A 21,532-nucleotide genomic window follows, 5' to 3' on the forward strand; every position below is an offset into this window, starting at 1 on the left:
CAAGGTGAATGAAAGGCCCGGGCCTGATCGCTTCGATGTCGGCCGGCTTTTCAAACGCCGGCGGTGGCTTGCCGCCGGCACTTTCGGGTCCCGCCGGCCGGGTCAGGGCGTAACTGTCCGCACCCGAGACGATTGTGGATACATGTTGGTGTTACCGCTGGCGTCGGTCAGTTCGGACTTCAGCCAAAGGCCTGCCGCCGGATCGATCCACATTATATAATGCCCATGAAAGCCGCTTCTGCCACGTGGATCGGCGGTGATTTCACGATCGAGAACCAAGGTATTGAATGTCTTGTTGCCGACCTGCAGCGGCTCCTTCCGAACAAAGGTCCACGTGTCTTTTTCAATGTAGCCGTTGGACAGCGTGCTCGGAAATGTCACGCTGGTTTTTCGGCCGGACAGAATGTCCGACAATCCGGCCTTCATTGGCGCCAGAGCGGATGCGTTGTTGTTAATGTCGGACAGCGGAAACAGATTGTAGAGACGCTGCTCGGGTTTGCCGAGGCGGTTCGTTATCATGCAAATCGTGGGATCGCTGGGTGAGGGACCGTTATAGGTGGTGGACGAGACCGCCCGTTGCTCGACGGTTCCGGCTTTTGGGCAGGCAAAATCAGCAGACTGGGCATGTACGACAGTAATCGCGGCTGCATAGGTCATGCAGATTGCGACAATTTGCCGAATGGACACAGGCGGACCCTCCCATTTCAATAACGCTGGGCCGTATTGCGAGGCAACGCTCTGGCGTTAGATCAATATTGCCGCGAGGATGCCGAATAACGTCAGTCATCAATTGGGCTAAGGTGTTTAACGGCGCGGCGTCGCGGGTGGTGGCCGATCCTGGTTAGAGCATGATCGCGCTGGGCGGGACGTCCAGAGCGCGTGAATCATGCGATCAAACAAAGAGTTAGAACGTTTTCTCCCTGCACAGTCAGGGTGAAAACGCTCTAGCGGTGCCAAAGCTGTATCGATGTCGCTTCCAATCCCCAACAAATCCGCCCGCCGGCAACCTTTCGTTAACCATTCTGTGGTTTCATGGGTTCTGCTTTGTCGGGATGCGCCGCGCATGACTGAACTGCTTCTCGATCCTATTGCCGCGGCCTCGCCGCCGGCTCCGCCGCACGACAGTATTCGCGGCGCGCTTATGGAAAGCCGGCAGCGCTGGCAGAACCTTGTTGCCCTGGCGGCCGATCTGGCGTTCGAAACCGACGCCGAGGGCCGGTTCGTGTTCATGATGCCCGACACCGTGCTGGGCTGGCCGGCGAGCGCGCTGATCGGCCAGCCGGCGGACGTCCTGGTTGGCGACGACGGCACCGGTCCCACATTCAATCCGTTTCGTCCCGTCGTGGAAATGCGCCGGCACCGCGCCTGGCTGCGCTGCGCCGATGGCCGGCTGGCGCTGATCACCGTCTCCGCCACACCGCTGCACAACGCCGCCGGCCAAATTGTCGGCGCGCGTGGCATCGGTGTCGACATGACCGACAGCGATGCCCAAACCTCGCAGATCGCCGGCCGGCTGCGGCGGGGGCAGGTGCTGCACCACATCATATCGCGGGTCGGGCGGGAGACCGATCCCGATAGCATGATCGATACGACGCTTTGGGCGCTGATCCATGCCCTGGGCGCCGAGGGTTCGGCGGTGATCGGCGCGATATCCCGCGATGCCCCGATCGAGGTGCTGCACGAATGCGGGCCAGGGGCCTCGGCCGTGCTGGAGGCAGCCGCCCGCCTGGTAGCTCGGCCAACCGCCGAACCAAGCCATGCCACGAACCCCGACGGGCGGCTTGTGCTTGCCGTGGGGTGCCAGACCCGGTTCAGCGCCCGTGCCGGCCTGGCGATCTGGCGCGCCGCGGACGCGCGTCCCTGGGATCGGGAGGACACGGTGTTGGCTGGATCGGCCGTCTACATCGTCCGCATGATCCTGGAGTATGAGGCACTGCAACAGGACATGGTGCAGCAGGCCCGCACCGACCCTCTGACCGGTCTGCTCAATCGCCGCGCCTTCATCGGTGAGATGCACCGCGATATCGCCCGGCTGGACCGCGGGGCCGAGGCTGGGACGCTGATGTTCGTCGACGTGGATTCGTTCAAGGCAGTTAACGACCGCCTCGGTCATGGGACAGGCGACCAGGTGCTGGTCAGTCTCGCCGACCTGCTGCGCAAACTGGTACGGCCGAGCGATCTGATCACGCGGCTGGGTGGCGATGAGTTCGCGGTCTGGCTCAGCGGCGCGGATCACATGACCGCCGCCGAGCGCGCCGATCATCTGTGCAAGACCGCGCCGCTGGAATTGCAGTCGATGCTGCCCGAGGCGTTTCCCAAGCTTGGTGTTTCGGTCGGGATCGCCACGCGCAGGCCCGGCAGCCGCGAGTCGATCGAGGACCTGACGCAGCGGGCCGACATGGCGATGTACGAAGTGAAGCGCAGCGGCCGGCGCCACTGGCGCGTGTCGCTGCTGGACGGCGATTGATGGACGTGGACGAGGCAACGCGCGTTCGCCAGAGTGCGTCCGTTAGCACCAGCCCGGAGGTGCTGCGGGCTCTGGCCAGCGATCCCTCGGTAACCGTGCGCGTCAGCCTCGCGCTGAACCCGGCGCTGCCGGAACAGGTCAGCGCCATGCTCGCCGAGGATACCGACCTGCGGGTGCGCACGATCCTGAGCCGCAGGCTGTCGACGTTAACACCGGGTCTGACCGATGACGACAGGCAGCGGGTGCAGCGGGATGCGGTCGCCAACCTGACGGCGATGGTGGCGGAGGCGGCGCTGCGGGTCCGGATCAATATCGCTGAAGCCGTCAAGGATCTCGACGACGGGCCGCGCGACATCGTGCTGCGTTTGGCGCACGATCCGGCAGTGATGGTGTGCGAGCCGGTGATTCGGTTCTCGCCATTGCTGACGCAGGAAGACCTGGTCACGCTGATCGCAGCCGGGCCGCCGCCGTCGACCATCATGGCGGTCGCGAACCGGCCGAAAATCGATGCCGCGGTATCGGATGCCATCGTCGGCACCGACGATACGGCGGCGATCCGAGCGCTGCTGGCGAACCCGACCGCGCAGATCCGCGAAGCCACGCTGGACGCGCTGGCGGCACAGTCCGAGGTGCAGACCGACTGGCAGGACCCGTTGGTCAATCGCCCGCATTTGCCGCTGCGTGCGCAGCGCATGCTCGCGGAGATCGTCACCGGCCATCTTCTTGAGAGACTGGCGGCTCGGGACGATCTCGATCCGAAGGTCGCACAGACGGTGCGTGCGGCGGTGGAACAGGTGCAGCCCACGCCGCCGTCCGATCCGCCGCCCGACGCGGAAGCGCGGTTGGTGCGCGCGCATGCGCTGGCTTTGAACCAGGCCGGCAAGCTCGACGATGACGCGATCCTGGAGGCGATGCGACGTAACGAGAACCAGACGGCGACGGCCATGCTTGCGGTCAAGGCGGACGTGCGGGTTGCGGTGGTCGAGCGAGCCTGCGCGCTGCGGAGTGCGAAGGGCATCGTCAGCCTGACATGGAAGGCCGGGTTGACCGTTCAAACGGCGGTCGTTCTGCAGGTGGCGCTGGCCCACCTGACGCCGGATCTGGTGCTTCGGCCCGGCCGCGACGGCCTGTTCCCCCTGTCTGAGGACGAGATGACCTGGCAGCTCGCTTTCCTCGACGTCCCTGATCGCTCGGCGCGCGCGTGGAGGCCGCGGGTTTTGGGGGCGTAGCAAGGGTCCGGGACCTGACGATCAATCTTCGCCCTTGCGGAACGGAGATTCTTCGGCCAGCGCCGCCATTTCGGCTTCGATCCCGGCACGCTCCTCCACCAGGAAATTCGCCACTGCCCGCCGCAGTCCGGAATGGGTGATCCAGTGGGCGGAGTAGGTTGGTTTCGGCCTGTAGCCGCGCTGGATCTTGTGGCGGCCCTGGGCGCCCGCCTCGACGCGTTGCAGCCCATGCTCGATCGCCCAGTCGATGGCCCGGTAGTAGCAGAGTTCAAAGTGCAGGAACGGCCAGTCGCCGCGGCAGCCCCAGTTGCGGCCATACAGCGCCTGATCTCCGGCGAGATTCAGGGCGCCGGCAACGGGTTTGCCAGCATTTTCGGCGTACATCAGCACGACCTTGTCGCCCAGCCGCTGCCCTAGCAGAGAGAAAAACCGGCGGGTCAGGTAGGCCGATCCCCATTTGCGGTCCACGGTGGACTGGTAAAAAGCGTAGAATGCATCCCAATGCCGTTCGGTGATATCGGCGCCCGACAGGGCGTGAAATGTCAGGCCGGCGGCGTTGGCGTCCCGCCGTTCCCGCCGCAGCACCTTGCGTTTGCGCGATGACAGCGCGCCGAGGAAGTCGTCGAAGGAGGTGTAGCCCTCGTTCTCCCAATGGAACTGCATGCCGATGCGTTGCAGCCAGCCGGCGTCTCCCAGGCCGTTCCATTCGTCCTGCGTGCAGAAGGTGACGTGGACCGAGGACAGGCCGTGCGACTCGCACGCTTGTTCCAGTGCGTTCGCCATGGCCGCGACCGGCACGCCGGCGCCGGGGCGGCGCAACAGCCTTGGGCCAGGGACCGGGCTGAACGGCACCGCTGCCTGGAGCTTCGGATAGTAGTTCTCACCCACGCGTTCCAGCGCATTGGCCCAGCCATGGTCGAACACGTATTCGCCGTAGCTGTGCGATTTCGCATACATCGGCACGACGCCGACGATATCGCCGGATTCCCGGCGCAGGACGGCATGCTGGGGCAGCCAGCCAGTGCGGGAATCGGCCGATCCGCTGTCTTCCATCGCACTCAGGAATTCATGGCTGACGAAGGGGTTGCCGTTCCCGGCGCAGGCATCCCAGTCGGCGGCGGTGATCTCCGCGATCCGGGCATGCAGCGTCAGCGTCAGCGTGGCCGAACCATCGGGCATGCGGGGCAGCCTACTCGATTTCAAACAGGCCCTCCACCTCCACGGCGGCATCGGCGGGCAGGGAGGGAACACCGATGGTGCTGCGGGCGTGGCGGCCGGCTTCTCCGAACACCGCGACGGCGAGGTCCGAGGCGCCGTTCATGACCAGGGCATGCTGGGTGAACTCGGACGGGGCGGCGACAAAGCCGCCTAGGCGGACGACACGCCTGACCCTGTCGAGGTCGCCGTCGCACGCGGCTTTCAGATGAACGAGGACGTTGATGAAGCAGAGGCGGGCGGCTTCCTTCGCCTGGTCGAGGGAGACGCCCCAACTGACCTTGCCGGTGACCGCGACCTTGCCGTCGACAGCGGGCACTTGGCCGGAGACGACGACGAGGTTGCCGGTGACGACGTAGGGGACGTAATTCGCGATGGGCGGCATCGGGCGGGGCAGGGTAATGCCAAGTTCCGCCAGTGTTGCCTCGATGCGTCCTGCCATTGTGGTGTTCCTTCGGGTGCGTGCGGTGCAGCGTATCGCATCATTGGGTCGGGCCAAAGGGGTGATGGCGTGCCGGCTTCGAGACGCGGTTTTCCCGGACCGGACCGTTTGGGTGTGGCGGTGTCCGAGTTGGGCCTCTCGTGGCGATCGGGGGTGGTGTCGGGTTCGGGAGTCATGCTTGCTGTGTTGTTCTGGTTGAGACAAAGTAATCAAGCTGACACAGAGTTACACTGAGTTTGCACAGAGTTGCACTGAGAAGATTATGTTATGCTGTGCGTTGTGCTTGGTGTGAATGCGAAGTCAGACGCGCGAAGTGCTTTATTCTTTTCTTGGTGTAACTTTATGTGCGCTTGATTCCTTTCTTAAAACACAGACCAAACATGACGGGCCGGCACGGTCGGCACCTTGTTCGGTTCAGGGTGCGGGTATGGGGGCTGAGCCTTGTATGGCGGTACTGCCGAGGAGGCGGGCTTTGAGCGGGGGGGCCTGGCCGGTGCCGAGCATGTGGGCGATGTTGGAGAGGGCGCTGACGCGGGCGAGGTGAGTCCGGTGTTGGGCGGGTGGCAGGTTGGGCAGCTCGGTGGTGTATTCGGCGGCGACGTCGGTCATCGCGGCGGCCCAGGCTAGGTCGGTCTGCGTGACGTTGGCGCCTGGTTTTGGTTCGGGCGGGGTTTTCGCGGTTTCCAGGGACGCCGGGATTTCGGCGGGTTCGGGTGCGTCTCGGCGTTGGGTTTCCAGCGTGGCGGTGGCTGTCTGCGATGCCCGGTTCAGGGCGTTGGCGTTGCTTCGGAGTTTCAGTTTCATCGACAGGGACAGGTCCTGAGGCAGCGACAGGCGGAGGTTGTCCAGCGCGGCCAGGGCGAAGGCGGTGATCTGGGCGATGGTAAGGAGTTGGCGGTTTCCGGCTTCCTGGTAGGCGGCGACGGCCTGCTCCGCGGCCTGGCGGGCGAGGGCGGGGTCGGTCAGGCCGCCGGCGATCAGGAACGGGGTCAGGAGGTTGAGGACGAACCCCAGTAAGGGGTTGTTCGGGGGCTGCGTCATGGGATCAGGTCGCCGGGGCGGATGCCACGGATTTTCGGCATCTTGGTGATGCCTTTGCGGCGGTTTTCCTCGATTTCGCGCTTGTACATCAGGCCGAGGCGGCGGCCCATGTAGGCGGCCTGCTGGGGGGTGGGATTCTCCGTCAGGATCATGCCGCCGCCGGGCAGGATGCCCTCGGTGTTGGCGATGTCGAGGCCTTCGTTTTCTTTCTCGATGCGCTGTTGTTCGCGGAGGGCTTCGGCGGCGGCGCGCTGCTCCGGGGTCAGGTTCGGGTCCGGTTGGCCGTGGCCCTCGCGGCAGGTTTCCTCCAGCGCGGTGATGATTTCGGTGGGGTTGGGGGCGTCTTCCCAGGTGCGAGTGGCGGGGCGGCCGATGGGGATGGCGAGCGGTTTGGCCTGGCGGCGTTCGAGGGCACGCAGCATGGTGTCGAAGGTGCGGGCGGCGGAGCAGGCGGTGGTGATGTGGCGGGTGTTGTTGCCGCTGAGGGGGCCGAGGTTCATGCCGATACGCCAGCAGGCTGCGGCGGCGTGGTAGGCGGAGAGGGCCTGGACACTGAGCATGACCTCGATTTCGTCTCTTGGGTGGAGTGCGGAGAGACCGAGGAGGGCGGCGTGCATGCGGCGGTCGGACCAGCCCTGGGGCTCGTCGGGGTCGAGCGGCAGGGTGCGGAAGAGGGTGCGGATGGCCTCGCGCATGAAGCTTGGGTTGAAGGGGCCGTTGTCGTGGAAGATGGCGGCGCGGTCGTAGGGTTGGGTGGTTTCGGTGGTGGTTTCGGGCATTTCATGTTCGTGTTATGTTCTAAATGTTGGAGAGATGGGTTGGGTCGGGGGTGGTTCAAGGGGTGGGGTCGCGCAATCGAGCTCCAGCGATCTCTTGACACTCGGAGCGCGCTCTCCCCTAGGTGTCTTTTGATTTCTGACGGGATGCATTACCTGCAATAGTCGGGTTCGGAACGACTGCCGTGATGGAACAAGAACGCCGAAGCGGACGTCGAAATAAGCTGTGCAGCAGAGGCATCTGGATATGTCTGACGAAGCGGAAGAGGCAGCTGCGGAGACCACCGAACCGCTTGCAGATGGGAAATCCGACGCCGCCGGGGATAACTGCGGCGTTCCGGTCGTTGGTATAGGGGCGTCGGCCGGTGGCATCGAGGCTCTCAGCCAGTTCTTCGATGGCATGGCCGGAGACAGCGGCCTGGCGTTCGTTGTGGTCCTGCATCTGGACCCGACCCGGGAAAGCCAGTTGTCCGCGATCCTGTCGCACCACACCTCGATGCCGGTCGTTGAGATCGAGGACGGTTTGGAGGTCACGCCTAATCATGTTTATGTGATTGCGCCCAACCATGACCTGACGTTGGACGGCAATGTGTTGCGCCTGACCGAACCGGAACAGCCGCGCGGCCATCGCCATCCGGTGGACGTCTTGTTCAAGTCGCTTGCCGAACAGCGCGCTGAACGCACCGCCGCTGTCATCCTGTCCGGGACAGGGACCAACGGCACGCAGGGCCTGAAGGAAATCAAGGCGGGTGGCGGCCTGATCCTGGTCCAGGACCCTGCCACGGCGCGCTTCGACGGGATGCCACGCAGCGCGATCGGCGCCGGTTTGGCCGATCACGTCCTGGCACCGGCGGATATGCCCGCGACGCTGCTGCAATACTTCCAGCACGGCTATGTCGCCGCTCCGGATGGTCTTGCCGTCGTGCGCGGTGACAAGCAACCGCGTCTCGAGCGGCTTTTCGGGCTGCTGCGAGCGCATTCGGGCTTCGACTTCCACATCTATAAATCGGCGACGCTGCTGCGCCGGATCAATCGGCGCATGAGCCTGATGGGCGTGGGGAATCTTGAGGACTATATTGACCGGCTTCGTCCCGATCTGGGCGAAGTCAAGGCATTGGTCCGCGATCTTCTGATCAGCGTCACCAGCTTCTTCCGCGATGCCGACGCATGGCGCACCCTTGATGACATCGTGATTTCCCAAATGGTCGCCGACCGGGAGACAGGGGCGTCAATCCGGGTATGGGTACCCGGCTGTTCCACGGGCGAGGAAGCCTATTCCGTCGCCATGTTGTTGCAGGAACGCGCCGAAGCCGCGCACAAGCAGTTCGACCTGAAAATCTTTGCGTCGGACATCCAGGACGACAATTTGAACGCCGCCCGCGCCGGCGTGTATCCGGGCTCCAGCGTCGAGTCATTGCCGACCGAACGCATCATGCGATTTTTCGAACGGCTCGACGGGTCTTATCAGGTCCGGAAGTCGCTGCGCGACCTGGTCGTGTTCGCCCGGCAGAATTTGTTCCACGATCCGCCGTTCTCACGCATGGACCTGATCACCTGCCGCAACATGCTGATCTATGTCGAGCCGGAGGGGCAGAAGCGGGCGCTGACACTGTTCCATTTCTCACTGCGCGAGGGTGGCCGGTTGTTCCTTGGCAGCGCCGAAACCATTGGCCGGGCGGACGACCTGTTCGAGACGCTGTCCAAGAAGTGGCGCATTTATCGCCGTTTTGGGCCGACACGGCACGACATCGTGGATTTTCCCGTGCTCGGCGGCCGCGCGACAAGGTCGCCTCAATCGGGGGCCGGGCCGATGCCGGAGCCGTCGATGCGCGTGTCGGACGCAGCCCGCCGGGCCTTGCTTGACCGGTATGCCCCTGCCTCGGTGCTGATCGATCGGAGAGGCCGTGTCCTCTATTTCCACGGCGACACGGGCGATTACCTCAAGCAACCCAACGGAGAGCCGACGCGCGACCTGCTGGCGATGGCCCGGGAAGGCCTGCTTTCAAAGCTGCGGGTCGCGATCAACAGGGTGATCGCCGATGAACAGGAGAGCCGATTTATCGCGCAGATCCGGCAGGGCGACCTGCTTCGTTCGGTCGCGGTCACACTGTCCCCGCTGCCCACGGTGCCTCCGGCATCCGGGATGACATTGGTAACGTTTGAACCGGTCGCATCCGAATCGCCTGCCGTCCTGCCGACGGCAAAGAGCAACGCGGAAGACGAGGTTGCTTCCGCCCTGGAAAATGAACTGAGATCGGCCCGAGCGGAACTGCAAGGCTCGATCGAACAGTTGGAAAGCGTCAATGAGGAACTGAAGGCCTCCAACGAGGAGGCCACGTCCATGAACGAGGAGCTTCAGTCCACGAACGAGGAATTGGAAACCTCTAAGGAAGAACTGCAATCGTTCAATGAAGAACTGCATTCGGTCAACAGCCAGCTTCAGCATAAGATCAACGAGCTTGATCAAACCGGCAACGATCTGGCGAATCTTCTGTCCGGAACAGAGATCGCGACCGTTTTCCAGGACACGGAATTGCGGGTCAAGTGGTTTTCGCCGGCCACCAAGCCGCTGCTGAACCTGGTGTTATCGGATGTCGGCCGGCCGATCGCCCATTTTGCCCGACAGTTTATCGACGACAAGCTGCTTGGCGATGCGGAGACCGTGCTGGCGAAGCTGACGCCGATCGAAGCCGAAATCCGCGGTGATGACGGCAAATGGTTTATCCGGCGCCTGCTGCCTTACCGAACGCGGGACAACCGGATCGCCGGCCTGGTGATCACCTTTGTCGATATCACCGATCGGCGACGGGCGACCGACGGCATCGATGAGGCGCGTATCTATGCCGAGGCGATCGTGGCGACGGCGCGCCAGCCTTTGGTGGTACTGGATGCCGCGTTGCGGATGAGATCGGCCAATCGCGCTTTCTACACGCTGCTCGACACGACACCGGATAAGGCTGAGCACCGCCGGCTCTACGAGCTGGGCAATGGGGAGTGGAACGTTCCTGAATTCCGCCGCCTGCTGGATGAGGTGCTGCCCAAAGACGAGCGCTTCGACGATGTCGAAGTCACATTCGGACCCGCCGGACGCGACCAGCGCACCATGCTGGTCAACGCCCGGACGCTGGCGCGCAATGGCGGCCGCGAGCAACTGATCCTGTTGGCGATCGAGGAAATCACCCAGCGCAAGCGAGACGCCGGACATCAGGAGATGTTGATTGGCGAATTGAATCATCGCGTCAAGAACGTGCTGGCGACGGTGCAGGCCATCATGTCCCAAACCTCCCGGCAAAGCATTTCGCTGGATGATTTCCGGGTGGCGTTCGAGGGACGGCTGCATGCGTTGGCGCAGGCGCACGATCTTCTGACTGAGAAGGGGTGGGTGGGAACGGAAATCGGTCAGATCGTCACGCAGACCCTGGCGCCATATCGCTTGCAGGATTCGGCTCGCATTGCCGTGGAAGGTCCACTTCTGACGGTGCGATCGCAGAGTGGCGTCGCCCTGCTGATGGTCTTGCACGAACTGGCAACGAACGCCGCGAAATACGGGGCGTTGTCCGCACCGGCCGGGAAACTGTCGGTCACCTGGCGCCGGATTAGCGACGGAGCGTCGGAACGCATTCAGTTGCAATGGACCGAGACAGACGGCCCCAAGGTGACGCCACCGACCCGCCAGGGGTTTGGCACGAAGCTTATCGAGCGCAGCACGATGCATGAACTTGGCGGTGAAGCGCGCCTTGCGTACCTGGAGGAAGGGCTGCGCTGTGAGTTGATTTTTCCGTGGGCGGGGCTTCCGATCCAGGGCAGCGAGATTGGATGATATCATGGAAAACCATGCCGAGGCGCTAAACGGCTTGCATATCCTTGTGGTCGAGGACGAAGCGATCGTCGCCATGATGGTGGAGGATATGCTGCTGGACTTTGGCTGCCGCGTGAAGCTTGCCGCGAATATCAAGAGCGCCCTGTCGGCGATTTGCGACCATTCCTTGGATGGCGTGCTGCTGGACATGAACATTCATGGCCAACTGACGACCGCGGTCGCGGAAGAACTGGTCAGCCGGTCAGTGCCATTTTTGCTGGTGACCGGCTACGGATCGAGTAACAGCGACCCGCCGGTGATCAAGACGGCGCAACGGCTGCAAAAGCCGTTCAGCCGCCGTGATCTTGGTCGCCGCATGGCGGAGGTGTTCGGCGCGAACGGCGGCGCGGCGACATAAGGCGCGATATCTCCCTCCTATCGCCCGACCACCCGCAAACCCCGCCGCCGGACCCGCGGTGAAGCCTCGTCCGGCAGGTCGAGGGGCAGAAGGGGCGATTGGTCGCGTGCGCCGTGGCCGACGGTATCGGCTTCCTCGATCTCGGCCTCCGGGATATCCCGCCGGCCCAGGTAGTTCGCGGCCAGGTTCCGGAATGCGTAGTCAAGTAATGAGGTGGCCGCGCCGACCGCCGGGTCACCGTCCACCACGCCCGCCGGTCCGAACCGGGTGAAGGTGAACGCCTCGACAAACCGTTCCAGCGGCACGCCGTGCTGCAATCCCAGGCTGACCGCGTGGGCGAAGTTGTCCATCAGGCCGCGGAATGCCGCGCCTTCCTTGTGCAGGGCGACGAAAATCTCGCCCAGGGTTCCGTCGTCGTATTCGCCGGTGCGCAGGAACAGTTTGTGCCCTCCCACCGCCGCTTTCTGGGTGTAGCCGCTGCGCCGTCCTGGCAGATCCCGCCGCCGGGCGGAGGCCGACTGCACCGCGAGTGGCACTGGCCGAGGTGGCATGGCGTGCATGAACGGCGCGACCGCGTCATGCATCGCCGCATGTGCTGCCGCGCCGTGCAGTGGGATCGGGCTGCCGCCGGCAAGCGCGGTGGCCAGGGCTTCCTCCGCCGTGATGCCGCTGACCGCCAGCCAGGCCCTGGCGGCTCGGGTCAGGCCGCCGGTGTGGCCGATGGCGGAAAAAGCCGGCGCGATTCCGCCGGTTTCGCAGCCCAGCAGGGCCTCTGCCAGACCGGGCCGAGCGATTGCGGTGGTGGCGCGATGACGTAGGCCCTCGACGCCGGCGGCTGCCAGGCGGGCGGCTCGGGCGGCCTCCGGCAAGCCGCGCACGGTCGCGTGCGGCGGTGGCACGGGCCAGTCGAACGCCGCCGGCCGCATCGGGCCGGTTACGCGTCCGAGCCGTCCGGATGCGGCGTCCGCTCGTCCGCGGACGATGGCGGCGAGGCAGCGGGCGATATCGCGTGCTGCCTCCGACGCATAGTCTATGCCCAGTGCCGCCAGCAGACCGGACAGGTCCGCCATGCCGACATCGATGTCCCTCACCTGGGGCGCGGCGAAGCTTAGGGCGATCACTGCCGTTTCCACCGCCTCGGCGATGTCGGATAGGTCGAGTTGGCCGTCGCTGTCGAGGAAGGCCGGCAGATTGAGGACGAAGCCGGGGCCGTCTTCGGCTTCCAGGCGCCAAACGGCGTCGGTCGGGGCGCCTCGCCGCAACAGCAGCAGCCGGTGCAGGCGATCGGTCAGCGGGATGTCCAACCCGGCCGCGGTCGCGGCGGTGGCGATTGGGGCGATCCAGGCGTGGGCGGCGCCGGCCAGGGTGACCGGACCTTTGCCCGGCGCCAGGGCGGCCAGCGCGGCGGCGGCCGAGTCGTCCCAGGTGGTTGGCAGGGTGACCGGACGCGGTGCGGTGTCGGGATCGGGCGAAGCCTCGGTGCGGCGCATCCGCACGCCATGCCAGGTCCGATGGGGCGATATCCGGGAGGTCTTCATGGCCAGGATGTTATGGGACGCTGGAGCGGTCGGGTAGCCTATTTTGTGTTGGAAATGGGGATAACCCGCAAAATGTTGGGGATAACTCGTTTAGGGCGGCAAAGCCTCGGGGCAACGAAAGCGTGTTCCGCGGTGGTATCCGGATCGGGATCGGCATGGGTGGACCAATCGATGAGGGGTGCGTATATGTTGCGCCATGAATATCGGCACATGGTTGTTCACCAAGCTCAAAGGTCGCCAGATCGGCACCGATGCGGCGGGCAATATCTACTACGAGGAAAAGCGCCAGCGGCCCGGCAGCCTGCGCAACCGGCGTTGGGTTGCCTATGCGGGCGTCGTGGAGGCCAGTGTCGTTCCGCCGGAGTGGCACGCATGGTTGCACTATACCACCGACGCCCCGTTGCCAGACACCGGCCGCAAGGCCTGGCAGAAGCCGCATCTGGCGAATGCCACCGGCACGCCAGCCAGCTATCGGCCGCCCGGGCATGACTACGAGGGTGGACACCGCGCTCGCGCCACGGGCGATTACGAAGCCTGGACCCCGAGCTAGCATCGCAATGGGCCGTCATGGTGTTGCGGAGACGCTGACCGGCGCGCTCGTGCTGGTGGTTGCAGTGGTTTTCCTTGCCTATGCCGTGGCGCATTCCGGCCGGACTGCGGGGACGGGGTATACGCTGCACGCCAGGTTCGATCATATCGATGGGCTGGCGGTTGGCGGCGATGTCCGGATCGCCGGGGTGAAAATCGGCACCGTGACCGATGAGCAGATCGATCCGAAGACGTTTTCCGCGGTCGTGTCGCTGACGGTGCGGGACGATATTCAATTGCCGAAGGATACGGGGGCCTCGATCGTCAGCGAAAGCCTGCTGGGCGGCAAATATATCTCGCTGTCGCCGGGCGGGGATGACGCGGACCTGAAGCCGGGCCAAACGATCAGCATCACGCAGTCGTCGGTGAGCCTGGAGGAGTTGCTGGGAAAATTCATCTTCAGCGTCACAAGCCTGAATGGGTCGAAGAGCGGCGAGGTCAGCGGCAGCAAGTCGAACAGCGGCGGCCAGCCGAATGGTTCTCAACAGGGCGGTGCCGCGCTGGCGCCGCTTGGCAAATGATCCCGCCGGCTCCGGCTAACTGGCCCGGCTTGGACGGCAACGCGGTGGGTTGCCGGGAGAAGCTGAAGATGCTGGCGGAGAACTATGCCGAAGTGTCGCAGGTGCTGCGCGATGCGTTCGAGGACGCGATCCTGATGGGGGTGGACGAGCAGGGGATGCGTCAGGTGTTGGCGGATATCGTGGCCGGGCTGGACTCGCCGAAGCGTCCCGTCGGATGAGGGCGGGGGGACGGGTCGCGTTGGGGACGGTGCTGGCCGTGTCCGTTTGGGGCGGGGTGGCCCGGGCGCAGGATGCGGCGATTCAGACGGCGCAGTTGCCCCCGTTGCAGGAGCAGGTGCCGCAGCAAGGATCGCCCTCGGTTCCGTATACGCCATACCGGCAGGCACCGGTTCCGCAGACGCAGTATCAGCCGACGCCGTATCAGCAGGCCCCGGGTCCGCAGACGCAGTATCAGCCGACGCCGTATCAGCAGGCACCCGTGCCGCAGACGCAGTATCAGCCGACGCCGTATCAGCAGGCACCGGTTCCGCAGACGCAGTATCAGCCGACGCCGTATCAGCAGGCACCGGTGCCGCAGACGCAGTATCAGCCGACGCCGTATCAGCAGGCCCCGGCTCCGCAGACGCAGTATCAGCAGGCTCCGGCTCCGCAGACGCAGTATCAGCAGGTGCCGGTTCCGCAGACACCACATCAGCAGGCGCCAGTTGCGCCCAGCCCCTTGGGCCCGGATGCGCAAGGGCAGGGCCAGACGCCGCCCGTTGCACCGCCGACGACGTTTGACCAGCCCAACGTCTGGAACCCGGCCGGCGTGGCGAAGCTGGTGGCATTGGATAAGGTGAACGCTCAGGCGACGGAGCTGACGATCAAGGTGGGAGAGTCTGCGACCTTCGAGTCATTGACCATCACGGTGAAGACCTGTGTCGTCCGTCCGCCGGATCAGCCCGCTGACGCCGCGGCCTATCTGCATGTGACCGATAGCCATCCGGACTCGCCCGGCTTCGATGGCTGGATGCTGGAAAACGAGCCCTCCGTATCGATGATGCAACACCCGATCTACGACCTTCGCGTGGCCGGCTGTACGTGATCGCCTGAGGGTGACGGTGGAGATCGCGTGATAAAATAAAGGGTTATCATGGACGTGCTGCCGCCTTTCCATCGCGCCGCGCTGCTGCTTGATATGGATGGCACGCTGATCGACCTCGCGGCCACGCCCGATGCGGTGGTTGTGCCGGTCGGTCTGCCGGTTGCGCTGGGCACCCTGCGGGATGCGTTGGGCGGGGCGCTGGCGATCGTCACCGGCCGCCCGATCGAGACCGTGGACCGCCTGTTCGGCGATGCCCCCGGTGCCGTCGCCGGCGAGCATGGCGGTGCCATTCGCCACCATCGCGGCGGGTCCATCGAGCGCCCGGACCTGCCCGTGCCGCCGGCTGTTTGGCTGGAGGAGGCCGAAACCCTTGTGCGTGCATTTCCGGGCGCGTTGCTGGAACGCAAGGCGCGTGGCTTCGCGCTGCATTACCGGCAGGCCCAGGAGGCTCGGGATGTGTTTCGAACCGCCCTGACCGAGCTGATTGGCGCCTCGAGCGGGTTCCAACTGCATCCCGCCCATATGCTGTGGGAGGTGCGCCCGATCGGCGCCGACAAGGGCAGCGCGGTGATGGCTTTGATGCGTGAAGCCCCGTTTGCCGGGCGTCTGCCGGTGTTCATTGGCGACGACGTGACCGATGAGGACGGCATGCGGGCGTGTCGAAAACTGGGCGGCGCTGGCTATCGGGTCGATGAAGTGTTTCTCGACCCGGCCGGCGTGCGATCATGGGTGGGTCGTTCCGCGGAACTTGGGTGTTGGGGGCCCCTGCCATGAAGCTGTCCGACTTCGATGTTCTGTCGTTTGACTGTTACGGCACCTTGATCGACTGGGAGAGCGGAATCTACACCGCGTTGGCCCCGCTGCTGTCGCGGGCGAAGAGCGGCCTGTCCCGGGACGCCGTCCTGGAGGCGTTCGCTCGGCTTGAGTCCCGCCAGCAGGCGTTGACTCCGGCGGAGACTTATTCGGATCTGCTGGCGGTCGTGCATTCCAAACTGGCACTTGAATGGGGGGTGGCGCCGGATCCGGCCGAAGATATTCGGTTTGGCGGATCGATCGGCGACTGGCCCGCGTTTCCCGATACGGTGGAGGCGTTGCGCACCCTGAAGCAGCATTTCCAGTTGGTGATCTTGTCCAACGTCGATCGGGCCAGCTTTCGGGCGACGAACCAGCGGTTGGGCGTGGTGTTCGACGCGATTTATACCGCGCAGGATGTTGGGTCCTACAAGCCGGACCCTCGGAACTTTGCTTATCTGCTGGAGCGGATGAGGGAGCGGGGGGTGGCGAAGGACAAGCTGCTGCATGTGGCGCAAAGCCTGTTCCATGATCACGTGCCGGCTAATGGTGCCGGGCTGGCGTCCGCATGGATCGATCGGCGGCATGACGCGGGGGGCTGGGGCGCGACGGCGCCGGTGTCGGCGGATGTGCGGTATGATTTCCGGTTCACCAGCCTGGGTGCGTTGGCGGAGGCGCATCGCGCGGGGGGATGACGGTTGGTTCTTGCGGCTGGCTTCCCTTGGGTGGTGTTTTCGTTGTCAGTCGTTCGGTGTTTCCGGATTATTCCGTTGTCCGTTGAGGGTCGTGCTGATGCGCTGTTCCCGTGGTAACGCCAAGGCGCTCAAGATGGCTGAGCGCTCTACGGCGCCCGGATTGGTTCCCGACCGAGCGTGCTGATCGTCACTCCGCACAGGGGAATTGACGGGTTGAAGAGCGGGCTGCATTCGACCCAGGCTAGTCATTTGGAGATTCGCGGATAGTTCGGAAAGCGGACATTCACCAGCGACCTTCCTGACGCGCTTCAACTCAGTTGAATGGCATCCCGAGCCGACATTCAGGCAGGTTTTTTTCCGGCGGCCTTGCTTGGGGTGCTGCTTTTCAGCACCGGAGGTCTACCGACGGTGGCACTCCCAGATTTTACGAAAGGCTGTGGTGCGCTTACACGTTGGTGGGCATCTCGACGCTGTTGATCGGGTCGGGGAGCATCTGAAAGCCAATCTGGCAACGTGGGGTGAATTTGGTATCAACGCGGATTCTCCCAGGAACAGAAACGTGGCTTGGTTGCGACCGCGAGGCTGCCGTGCTGTTATCTCCGATATGTTCAACTGAATATAGCGACGTCTGGAGGCCGCCGGCGCGATGAAGACCTCGCTGCGGCAGTCGCCTGTCATTTTGCCAAATGGCTGCCTCGAAATATCGTGGCGGCCCCATCAGAGGAGTCCGTGATGAAATACACCAAACTGGGCCGCACCGGGCTGGATGTCTCCCGGCTTTGCCTGGGCTGCATGAGCTATGGCGGCGGCAATAGCGGCTTCCACCAATGGTCGTTGGGTGAGGAGGACAGCCGCCCGTTCATCAAAAAGGCGCTCGAGGCCGGGATCAATTTCTTCGATACGGCCAATCGCTACTCTGTGGGTAAGAGCGAGGAAGTGCTGGGCCGAGCGCTGAAGGATTTCGCGCGGCGGGAGGAGGTGGTGATTGCCACCAAGGTGTTTAATCGCATGCGCCCTGGGCCGAATGGGGCCGGTTTGTCACGTAAAAATATTCTGTTCGAAATCGATGAGAGTTTGCGCCGGCTTGGGACCGATTATGTCGATCTGTATCAGATTCATCGGTTCGATCATGAAACGCCTGTTGAAGAGACGATGGAGGCGTTGCACGATGTCGTGAAGGCCGGCAAGGCGCGGTATATCGGCGCGTCGTCAATGTATGCCTGGGAGTTCCACAAGGCGTTGACGGTGGCCGAGCGGAATGGGTGGACTCGGTTCGTGAGCATGCAGAACCTGGTCAACCTGATGTACCGGGAGGAGGAGCGGGAGATGCTGCCGCTGTGTGCCGATCAGGGCATTGGCGTCATCCCGTGGAGCCCGCAGGCGCGTGGCCGGCTGACTCGGGATTGGGATTATAAGAGCGCGCGCACGGAAACTGACGAAGCCTATGGCCGCATGTTCAGGGACGCGACCGAAGAGGCCGACAAGCGGGTCGTCGAGCGCGTTGCCGCGGTGGCGAAGGCGCGCGGGGTGTCTCGGGCGCAGATCGCGCTGGCCTGGCTGCTGCATAAGCCGGTCATTACGGCCCCTATCATCGGCGCGACCAAGTTGACGCATCTGGACGATGCACTTGGGTCGCTGGAGGTGACGTTGTCGGCCGAGGAGATCGCGGCGTTGGAGGAACCTTATGCCCCGCATCCGCTGGTCGGGGTTGCTTGATCTTGTATTTGTGAGGATTTGACATGGCGCACATCAATATTGAGTTTACTTTGTTTTCGGCCTTCTACTCGCCGTTGATTTCGGTGATGTCCGGTGGGTTTTTGAAGGATGAGGGGTTGGAGGCGGATTGGACGGTGTCACCGCCTGGGGTTTCGGCGGTGAAGGCTCTGGAGGAAGGGCGGGCGGACGTTATTCAGTCGGCACCGAGCCAGGGGTTTACGAGTCTGGCCCAGGGAAAAGCGCCGACGGCGGTTCATTTTGCACAGATCAATGAAATGGATGGGTTTTTTATCACTGGCCGGACGCCGGATCCGGACTTTGACTGGAAGAAGCTGGAGGGGGCGGAGGTCGTCCTGTTCGGCGGCGGGCAGCCTTTGGCTATGTTCCAATATGCCTGCCACAAGGCGGGGATTGATTTTGCCAAGCTGAAGGTCATCAGTCCTGGCAGTGCCGAGGCGATGGATAAGGCGTTTCGGGAGGGCAAAGGGCAGTACGTGCAGCAGCAGGGGCCGTTCCCGCAGCAGCTCGAAGCCGATGGCGTTGGGCATATCGTTGCGACTTGCGGCCCGAAGATTGGGCCTGTGGCTTTTTCGAGCCTGGCGGCTCGGCGGGAGTGGCTGGGGTCCGATGTCGCCAAGGCGTTCATGCGCGCTTACGCGAAGACGCGGGCTTATATGGTGGCTACGCCGGCGATTGAGATTGCACGGGCGGAGAAGTCGTTCTTTCCGGAGATCGATCTGGAGGTGCTGGCGCGGTGTATTGCGAGCTATCAGCAGTTGGGATGTTGGACGCCGCATGTGGAGATTACGCGGCCGGCGTTTGAGGTGGCGCTGGATGTGTTCGCGCATTTTGGGACGCTTAAGGAGCGGTATGCGTATGAGCAGGTTTGTGCGTTGCCGCCGTCTGGGGGGTGAGGCTAGGTGCGCGCAAACGTTCCTAGCTCTAGATTGTCGCCTTCCCGTTAAGGTCAATGATTTAGCGCTTGCTTTCGGCCAGCCCGGTTGAGAGTGTTTACGCACGCCACTGGGCTCGTTATGGGGACAGTGTCTTTCGCAAACATGGTCGGTATGGGTGGATCCCTGCTTGTCAGCCTTCAGAAAAGGGAACTCGTAAGCCAACATACGGTTCAACCCAGAGACTAACCTGTTTGGACACTCCTGGTTCGGGTTGGAAGCATGACAAAGTATACGATGCGAATTGGCGGGATTTGTGTGGCCTCGACCCATCGTGGACAGTGTTGCGGATGCGGTCGTAAAATCGGAGTTTTGCGGCCTCGCCTTCTGAAGATCAAATACCACTCGGTCCATGATGCGTTTGCGGAGTTAGGCAATCCACCGGCTATTCGGGCTGTCTCTGTCGAATTTCAGAGGTACCTGTACGCTTGAGGGAAATTAAGCTCGGCAGGGATTGACATCCAGACGCCAAACGCGGTCAAGCCTCTCAGATTGGATGTGAGAGGCTGATGTAGCTTCTCTTCGCTTCAACCTCTACCGAACCCACGTAGTGAAATGCGAGATAAACAAAGTATGCAACCATCACAATAGTGACGCCGATAACAATCCACTTTGTCCAAATGAAAGTTTTCTCGCCCCTCTTTACGCGTTCCCATTCGAATTTTAAAAGCTTTTTTGCACACTTTAAAAATCTCACCTCTATCTCGCGTATTTTGTCGGGCATAAGATCGGAGTTTTCCTCTGCTATCATCTCAAATTCCAGCATTGTTTTGATGAGATTTTTTGCAGGCTTTTCATCCGCGTTGATGCGCAATTTGATGCCATGGCTCGCTTCATTTAGTGCCTTGTAGGACGAAATCATCACTGATTGGTCCGTTACGGCCCCCGCCTTCTTCATCCGCACGCCGTCGGAAATCGCGTTGATATTCACTAGGTACGAAACCAGGCATTTCCGGAGCTCGTCAATCCAGGCTTGTCGGAACTCCGATATCTTTTGTTCTTTGGCGATTATCAAACCCAAGACAGACACGAGGCCCGCGATCACCGCCGCCCCGACCGCTCCGATGCTAACGTCTATCATTTGTGTTGTTTGTACCGCATGTCGGCCCCTTTTTCGCTCGTCCATCTTGCCTATTGACATTGGTTGCAGTACCAGACGAAAAATTGCAATAGGGTATGCCCTAACAAACAAGCGGGCAACCATCAACGGGAGTATGTCGACGCGTGCCTGAGTCTCTAAGCTTCCATTTTGAAGGTGCTCTCGCTGACGGACACAGAATGAATTTCTATGAATCCGCTCGTTTTCAATACGCTGCGGCTCGATTGATGGTTAAGCTTGCTCAATTTAGAGAGAAGGGGCGGTTTGTAAAGAAGATCACCAGCAATACTAACTTGGGAATTCAGCTTGTTACTCAAATTGACGGATCGTTTAACATCAACGTTGAAGTACCTGATCAAAGGCCAACAGATGAGGTGTTTGTAAAAATATCCGTAAGCGACCTCATCGCATACGTCAGCGAACGTATCGTCGAGAAGATCGATGAGCAGGCGCTTCGAGAAATTGATCTTCCTGACCGGCGGACGAGGACCGGAGCCGGTGCTGCCGATGCCGCTCTGAACCAATTGGTTGAGGATGCTATGGCAGGTAGGGACATGACCGCAAGACTGCCAGTTCAAGTCCAAGATTCGGTAAAACGCCGTGTCGCAGAAGCGTATCGTGAACGTCGGTTGGCCGAAAGCAGCAAGGCGATCTCGCTCATTGATTTTGCGAGAAGTCAAAAATTGATTTCGATGTCCGCTCCGCTGATAAGCGAGATGGCAACTGCACTGCGTCAAAGTGCCGAAAGCCTAGAAATTACAGAAACGACTGGCGGCAGATCGAATTCGATCTTTTATCTTAATAGGGAGATGGCTGCTGAGATAGAGACGGCAATAGTGGATTCGGAAATCACGCCAATCCTTGGCGACATAACGCAGTTCAATAAGGACAATGGTTGGGGAAAGCTTAAAATCGAAAATGGTTCGAAGATCATGAACTTCAGCATACCATCAGATATTCTTCCAAGTATCAAGGCTACATTGATTCAAAACATGCAGAAGGATCTGGTTTTCTTGCAAACCTATTTTGTTCGCGATCCAGGGGGCGAAGTGATCCGGCTTATAGCGGTCGGAATATTGCCCACTCCGACAAAATAAAGAACAGCAAGCGGCACAGGTTCGCTAGAACGTTATTTCGTCTGCCGTCAGCGTCGGCCGTC

Annotated in this window: 20 protein-coding genes; 13 read left to right on the forward strand and 7 right to left on the reverse strand. The window is 62.3% G+C overall.

The window, feature by feature from the left end; all coding sequences use genetic code 11:
• Positions 1 to 102 precede the first annotated feature (102 nt).
• Positions 103 to 657 carry a hypothetical protein gene (locus GSQ89_RS36245; RefSeq protein WP_158932980.1) on the reverse strand — a complete coding sequence of 185 codons (555 nt, stop codon included), beginning with the start codon at positions 655 to 657 and terminating at the stop codon, positions 103 to 105.
• Positions 658 to 1,063: 406 nt separating this feature from the next.
• On the opposite strand from GSQ89_RS36245, the gene GSQ89_RS36250 reads away from it, so the two are divergent.
• Together GSQ89_RS36250 and GSQ89_RS36255 are read left to right on the forward strand one after the other, a co-directional pair.
• Positions 1,064 to 2,467: a diguanylate cyclase gene (locus tag GSQ89_RS36250; RefSeq protein ID WP_158932981.1), complete on the forward strand. Its 1,404-nt coding sequence runs from the start codon at positions 1,064 to 1,066 to the stop codon at positions 2,465 to 2,467.
• Positions 2,467 to 3,696, forward strand: a complete 1,230-nt coding sequence (locus tag GSQ89_RS36255) for a DUF2336 domain-containing protein (RefSeq protein ID WP_158932982.1) — start codon at positions 2,467 to 2,469, stop codon at positions 3,694 to 3,696. Before GSQ89_RS36250 ends, GSQ89_RS36255 begins: the two co-directional genes overlap by 1 nt.
• A 21-nt stretch (positions 3,697 to 3,717) precedes the next feature.
• Here the strand turns inward: GSQ89_RS36255 and GSQ89_RS36260 are convergent, their stop codons facing one another.
• From GSQ89_RS36260 to GSQ89_RS36275, 4 genes are all read right to left on the reverse strand, one after another.
• Complete coding sequence (locus GSQ89_RS36260; protein WP_158932983.1) at positions 3,718 to 4,875, reverse strand: GNAT family N-acetyltransferase; 1,158 nt, start codon at positions 4,873 to 4,875, stop codon at positions 3,718 to 3,720.
• Between the two features lie 10 nt (positions 4,876 to 4,885).
• Positions 4,886 to 5,353, reverse strand: coding sequence for a RidA family protein (locus GSQ89_RS36265; RefSeq protein WP_158932984.1), 468 nt, complete (start codon positions 5,351 to 5,353; stop codon positions 4,886 to 4,888).
• Between the two features lie 414 nt (positions 5,354 to 5,767).
• Positions 5,768 to 6,394 carry a hypothetical protein gene (locus GSQ89_RS36270; protein WP_158932985.1) on the reverse strand — a complete coding sequence of 209 codons (627 nt, stop codon included), beginning with the start codon at positions 6,392 to 6,394 and terminating at the stop codon, positions 5,768 to 5,770.
• Positions 6,391 to 7,173: a hypothetical protein gene (locus GSQ89_RS36275; RefSeq protein WP_158932986.1), complete on the reverse strand. Its 783-nt coding sequence runs from the start codon at positions 7,171 to 7,173 to the stop codon at positions 6,391 to 6,393. The genes GSQ89_RS36270 and GSQ89_RS36275 overlap by 4 nt, the downstream gene beginning before the upstream one ends.
• 244 nt (positions 7,174 to 7,417) lie before the next feature.
• Between GSQ89_RS36275 and GSQ89_RS36280 the strand changes: the two genes are divergently transcribed.
• Together GSQ89_RS36280 and GSQ89_RS36285 are read left to right on the forward strand one after the other, a co-directional pair.
• Entirely contained in the window at positions 7,418 to 10,990 is a 3,573-nt protein-coding gene (locus GSQ89_RS36280) for a chemotaxis protein CheB (protein ID WP_158932987.1), read from the forward strand.
• Positions 10,991 to 10,994: 4 nt separating this feature from the next.
• A complete protein-coding gene (locus GSQ89_RS36285) occupies positions 10,995 to 11,387 on the forward strand; it encodes a response regulator (protein WP_158932988.1) in 393 nt (130 codons plus the stop codon).
• A 17-nt stretch (positions 11,388 to 11,404) separates the two neighbouring features.
• Here GSQ89_RS36285 and GSQ89_RS36290 read toward each other — a convergent pair whose 3' ends face one another.
• Positions 11,405 to 12,925 (reverse strand): TSCPD domain-containing protein, encoded by a 1,521-nt coding sequence (locus GSQ89_RS36290; protein WP_158932989.1) that lies wholly within the window; start codon positions 12,923 to 12,925, stop codon positions 11,405 to 11,407.
• Between the two features lie 196 nt (positions 12,926 to 13,121).
• Here GSQ89_RS36290 and GSQ89_RS36295 point away from each other — a divergent pair, with 196 nt between their 5' ends.
• The 8 genes from GSQ89_RS36295 to GSQ89_RS36330 all read left to right on the forward strand — a co-directional run bounded on the left by GSQ89_RS36295 (position 13,122) and on the right by GSQ89_RS36330 (position 19,235).
• On the forward strand, positions 13,122 to 13,475 hold the full coding sequence (locus GSQ89_RS36295) for an NADH:ubiquinone oxidoreductase subunit NDUFA12 (protein ID WP_158932990.1): 354 nt from the start codon (positions 13,122 to 13,124) through the stop codon (positions 13,473 to 13,475).
• A gap of 7 nt (positions 13,476 to 13,482) precedes the next feature.
• Positions 13,483 to 14,034 (forward strand): outer membrane lipid asymmetry maintenance protein MlaD, encoded by a 552-nt coding sequence (gene mlaD, locus GSQ89_RS36300; protein WP_158932991.1) that lies wholly within the window; start codon positions 13,483 to 13,485, stop codon positions 14,032 to 14,034.
• On the forward strand, positions 14,031 to 14,252 hold the full coding sequence (locus GSQ89_RS36305; RefSeq protein ID WP_158932992.1) for a hypothetical protein: 222 nt from the start codon (positions 14,031 to 14,033) through the stop codon (positions 14,250 to 14,252). Before mlaD ends, GSQ89_RS36305 begins: the two co-directional genes overlap by 4 nt.
• A complete protein-coding gene (locus tag GSQ89_RS36310) occupies positions 14,249 to 15,118 on the forward strand; it encodes a DUF2155 domain-containing protein (protein WP_158932993.1) in 870 nt (289 codons plus the stop codon). Before GSQ89_RS36305 ends, GSQ89_RS36310 begins: the two co-directional genes overlap by 4 nt.
• A 48-nt stretch (positions 15,119 to 15,166) precedes the next feature.
• The gene (gene otsB / locus GSQ89_RS36315) at positions 15,167 to 15,892 is read left to right on the forward strand and encodes a trehalose-phosphatase (RefSeq protein WP_158932994.1); all 726 of its coding nucleotides are present in this window, start codon (positions 15,167 to 15,169) and stop codon (positions 15,890 to 15,892) included.
• On the forward strand, positions 15,889 to 16,605 hold the full coding sequence (locus tag GSQ89_RS36320; protein ID WP_158932995.1) for a haloacid dehalogenase type II: 717 nt from the start codon (positions 15,889 to 15,891) through the stop codon (positions 16,603 to 16,605). The genes otsB and GSQ89_RS36320 overlap by 4 nt, the downstream gene beginning before the upstream one ends.
• 732 nt (positions 16,606 to 17,337) lie before the next feature.
• Complete coding sequence (locus tag GSQ89_RS36325; protein WP_158932996.1) at positions 17,338 to 18,321, forward strand: aldo/keto reductase; 984 nt, start codon at positions 17,338 to 17,340, stop codon at positions 18,319 to 18,321.
• Positions 18,322 to 18,344: 23 nt separating this feature from the next.
• The gene (locus tag GSQ89_RS36330) at positions 18,345 to 19,235 is read left to right on the forward strand and encodes an ABC transporter substrate-binding protein (RefSeq protein WP_158932997.1); all 891 of its coding nucleotides are present in this window, start codon (positions 18,345 to 18,347) and stop codon (positions 19,233 to 19,235) included.
• Positions 19,236 to 19,761: 526 nt separating this feature from the next.
• Here GSQ89_RS36330 and GSQ89_RS36335 read toward each other — a convergent pair.
• On the reverse strand, positions 19,762 to 20,415 hold the full coding sequence (locus tag GSQ89_RS36335; RefSeq protein WP_158932998.1) for a hypothetical protein: 654 nt from the start codon (positions 20,413 to 20,415) through the stop codon (positions 19,762 to 19,764).
• A gap of 137 nt (positions 20,416 to 20,552) precedes the next feature.
• Between GSQ89_RS36335 and GSQ89_RS36340 the strand changes: the two genes are divergently transcribed.
• Positions 20,553 to 21,470: a hypothetical protein gene (locus GSQ89_RS36340; protein WP_216856603.1), complete on the forward strand. Its 918-nt coding sequence runs from the start codon at positions 20,553 to 20,555 to the stop codon at positions 21,468 to 21,470.
• Positions 21,471 to 21,532 lie beyond the last annotated feature (62 nt).

The organism is Acidisphaera sp. S103 (genome assembly GCF_009765975.1).
Classification (GTDB): Bacteria; Pseudomonadota; Alphaproteobacteria; order Acetobacterales; family Acetobacteraceae; genus Rhodopila.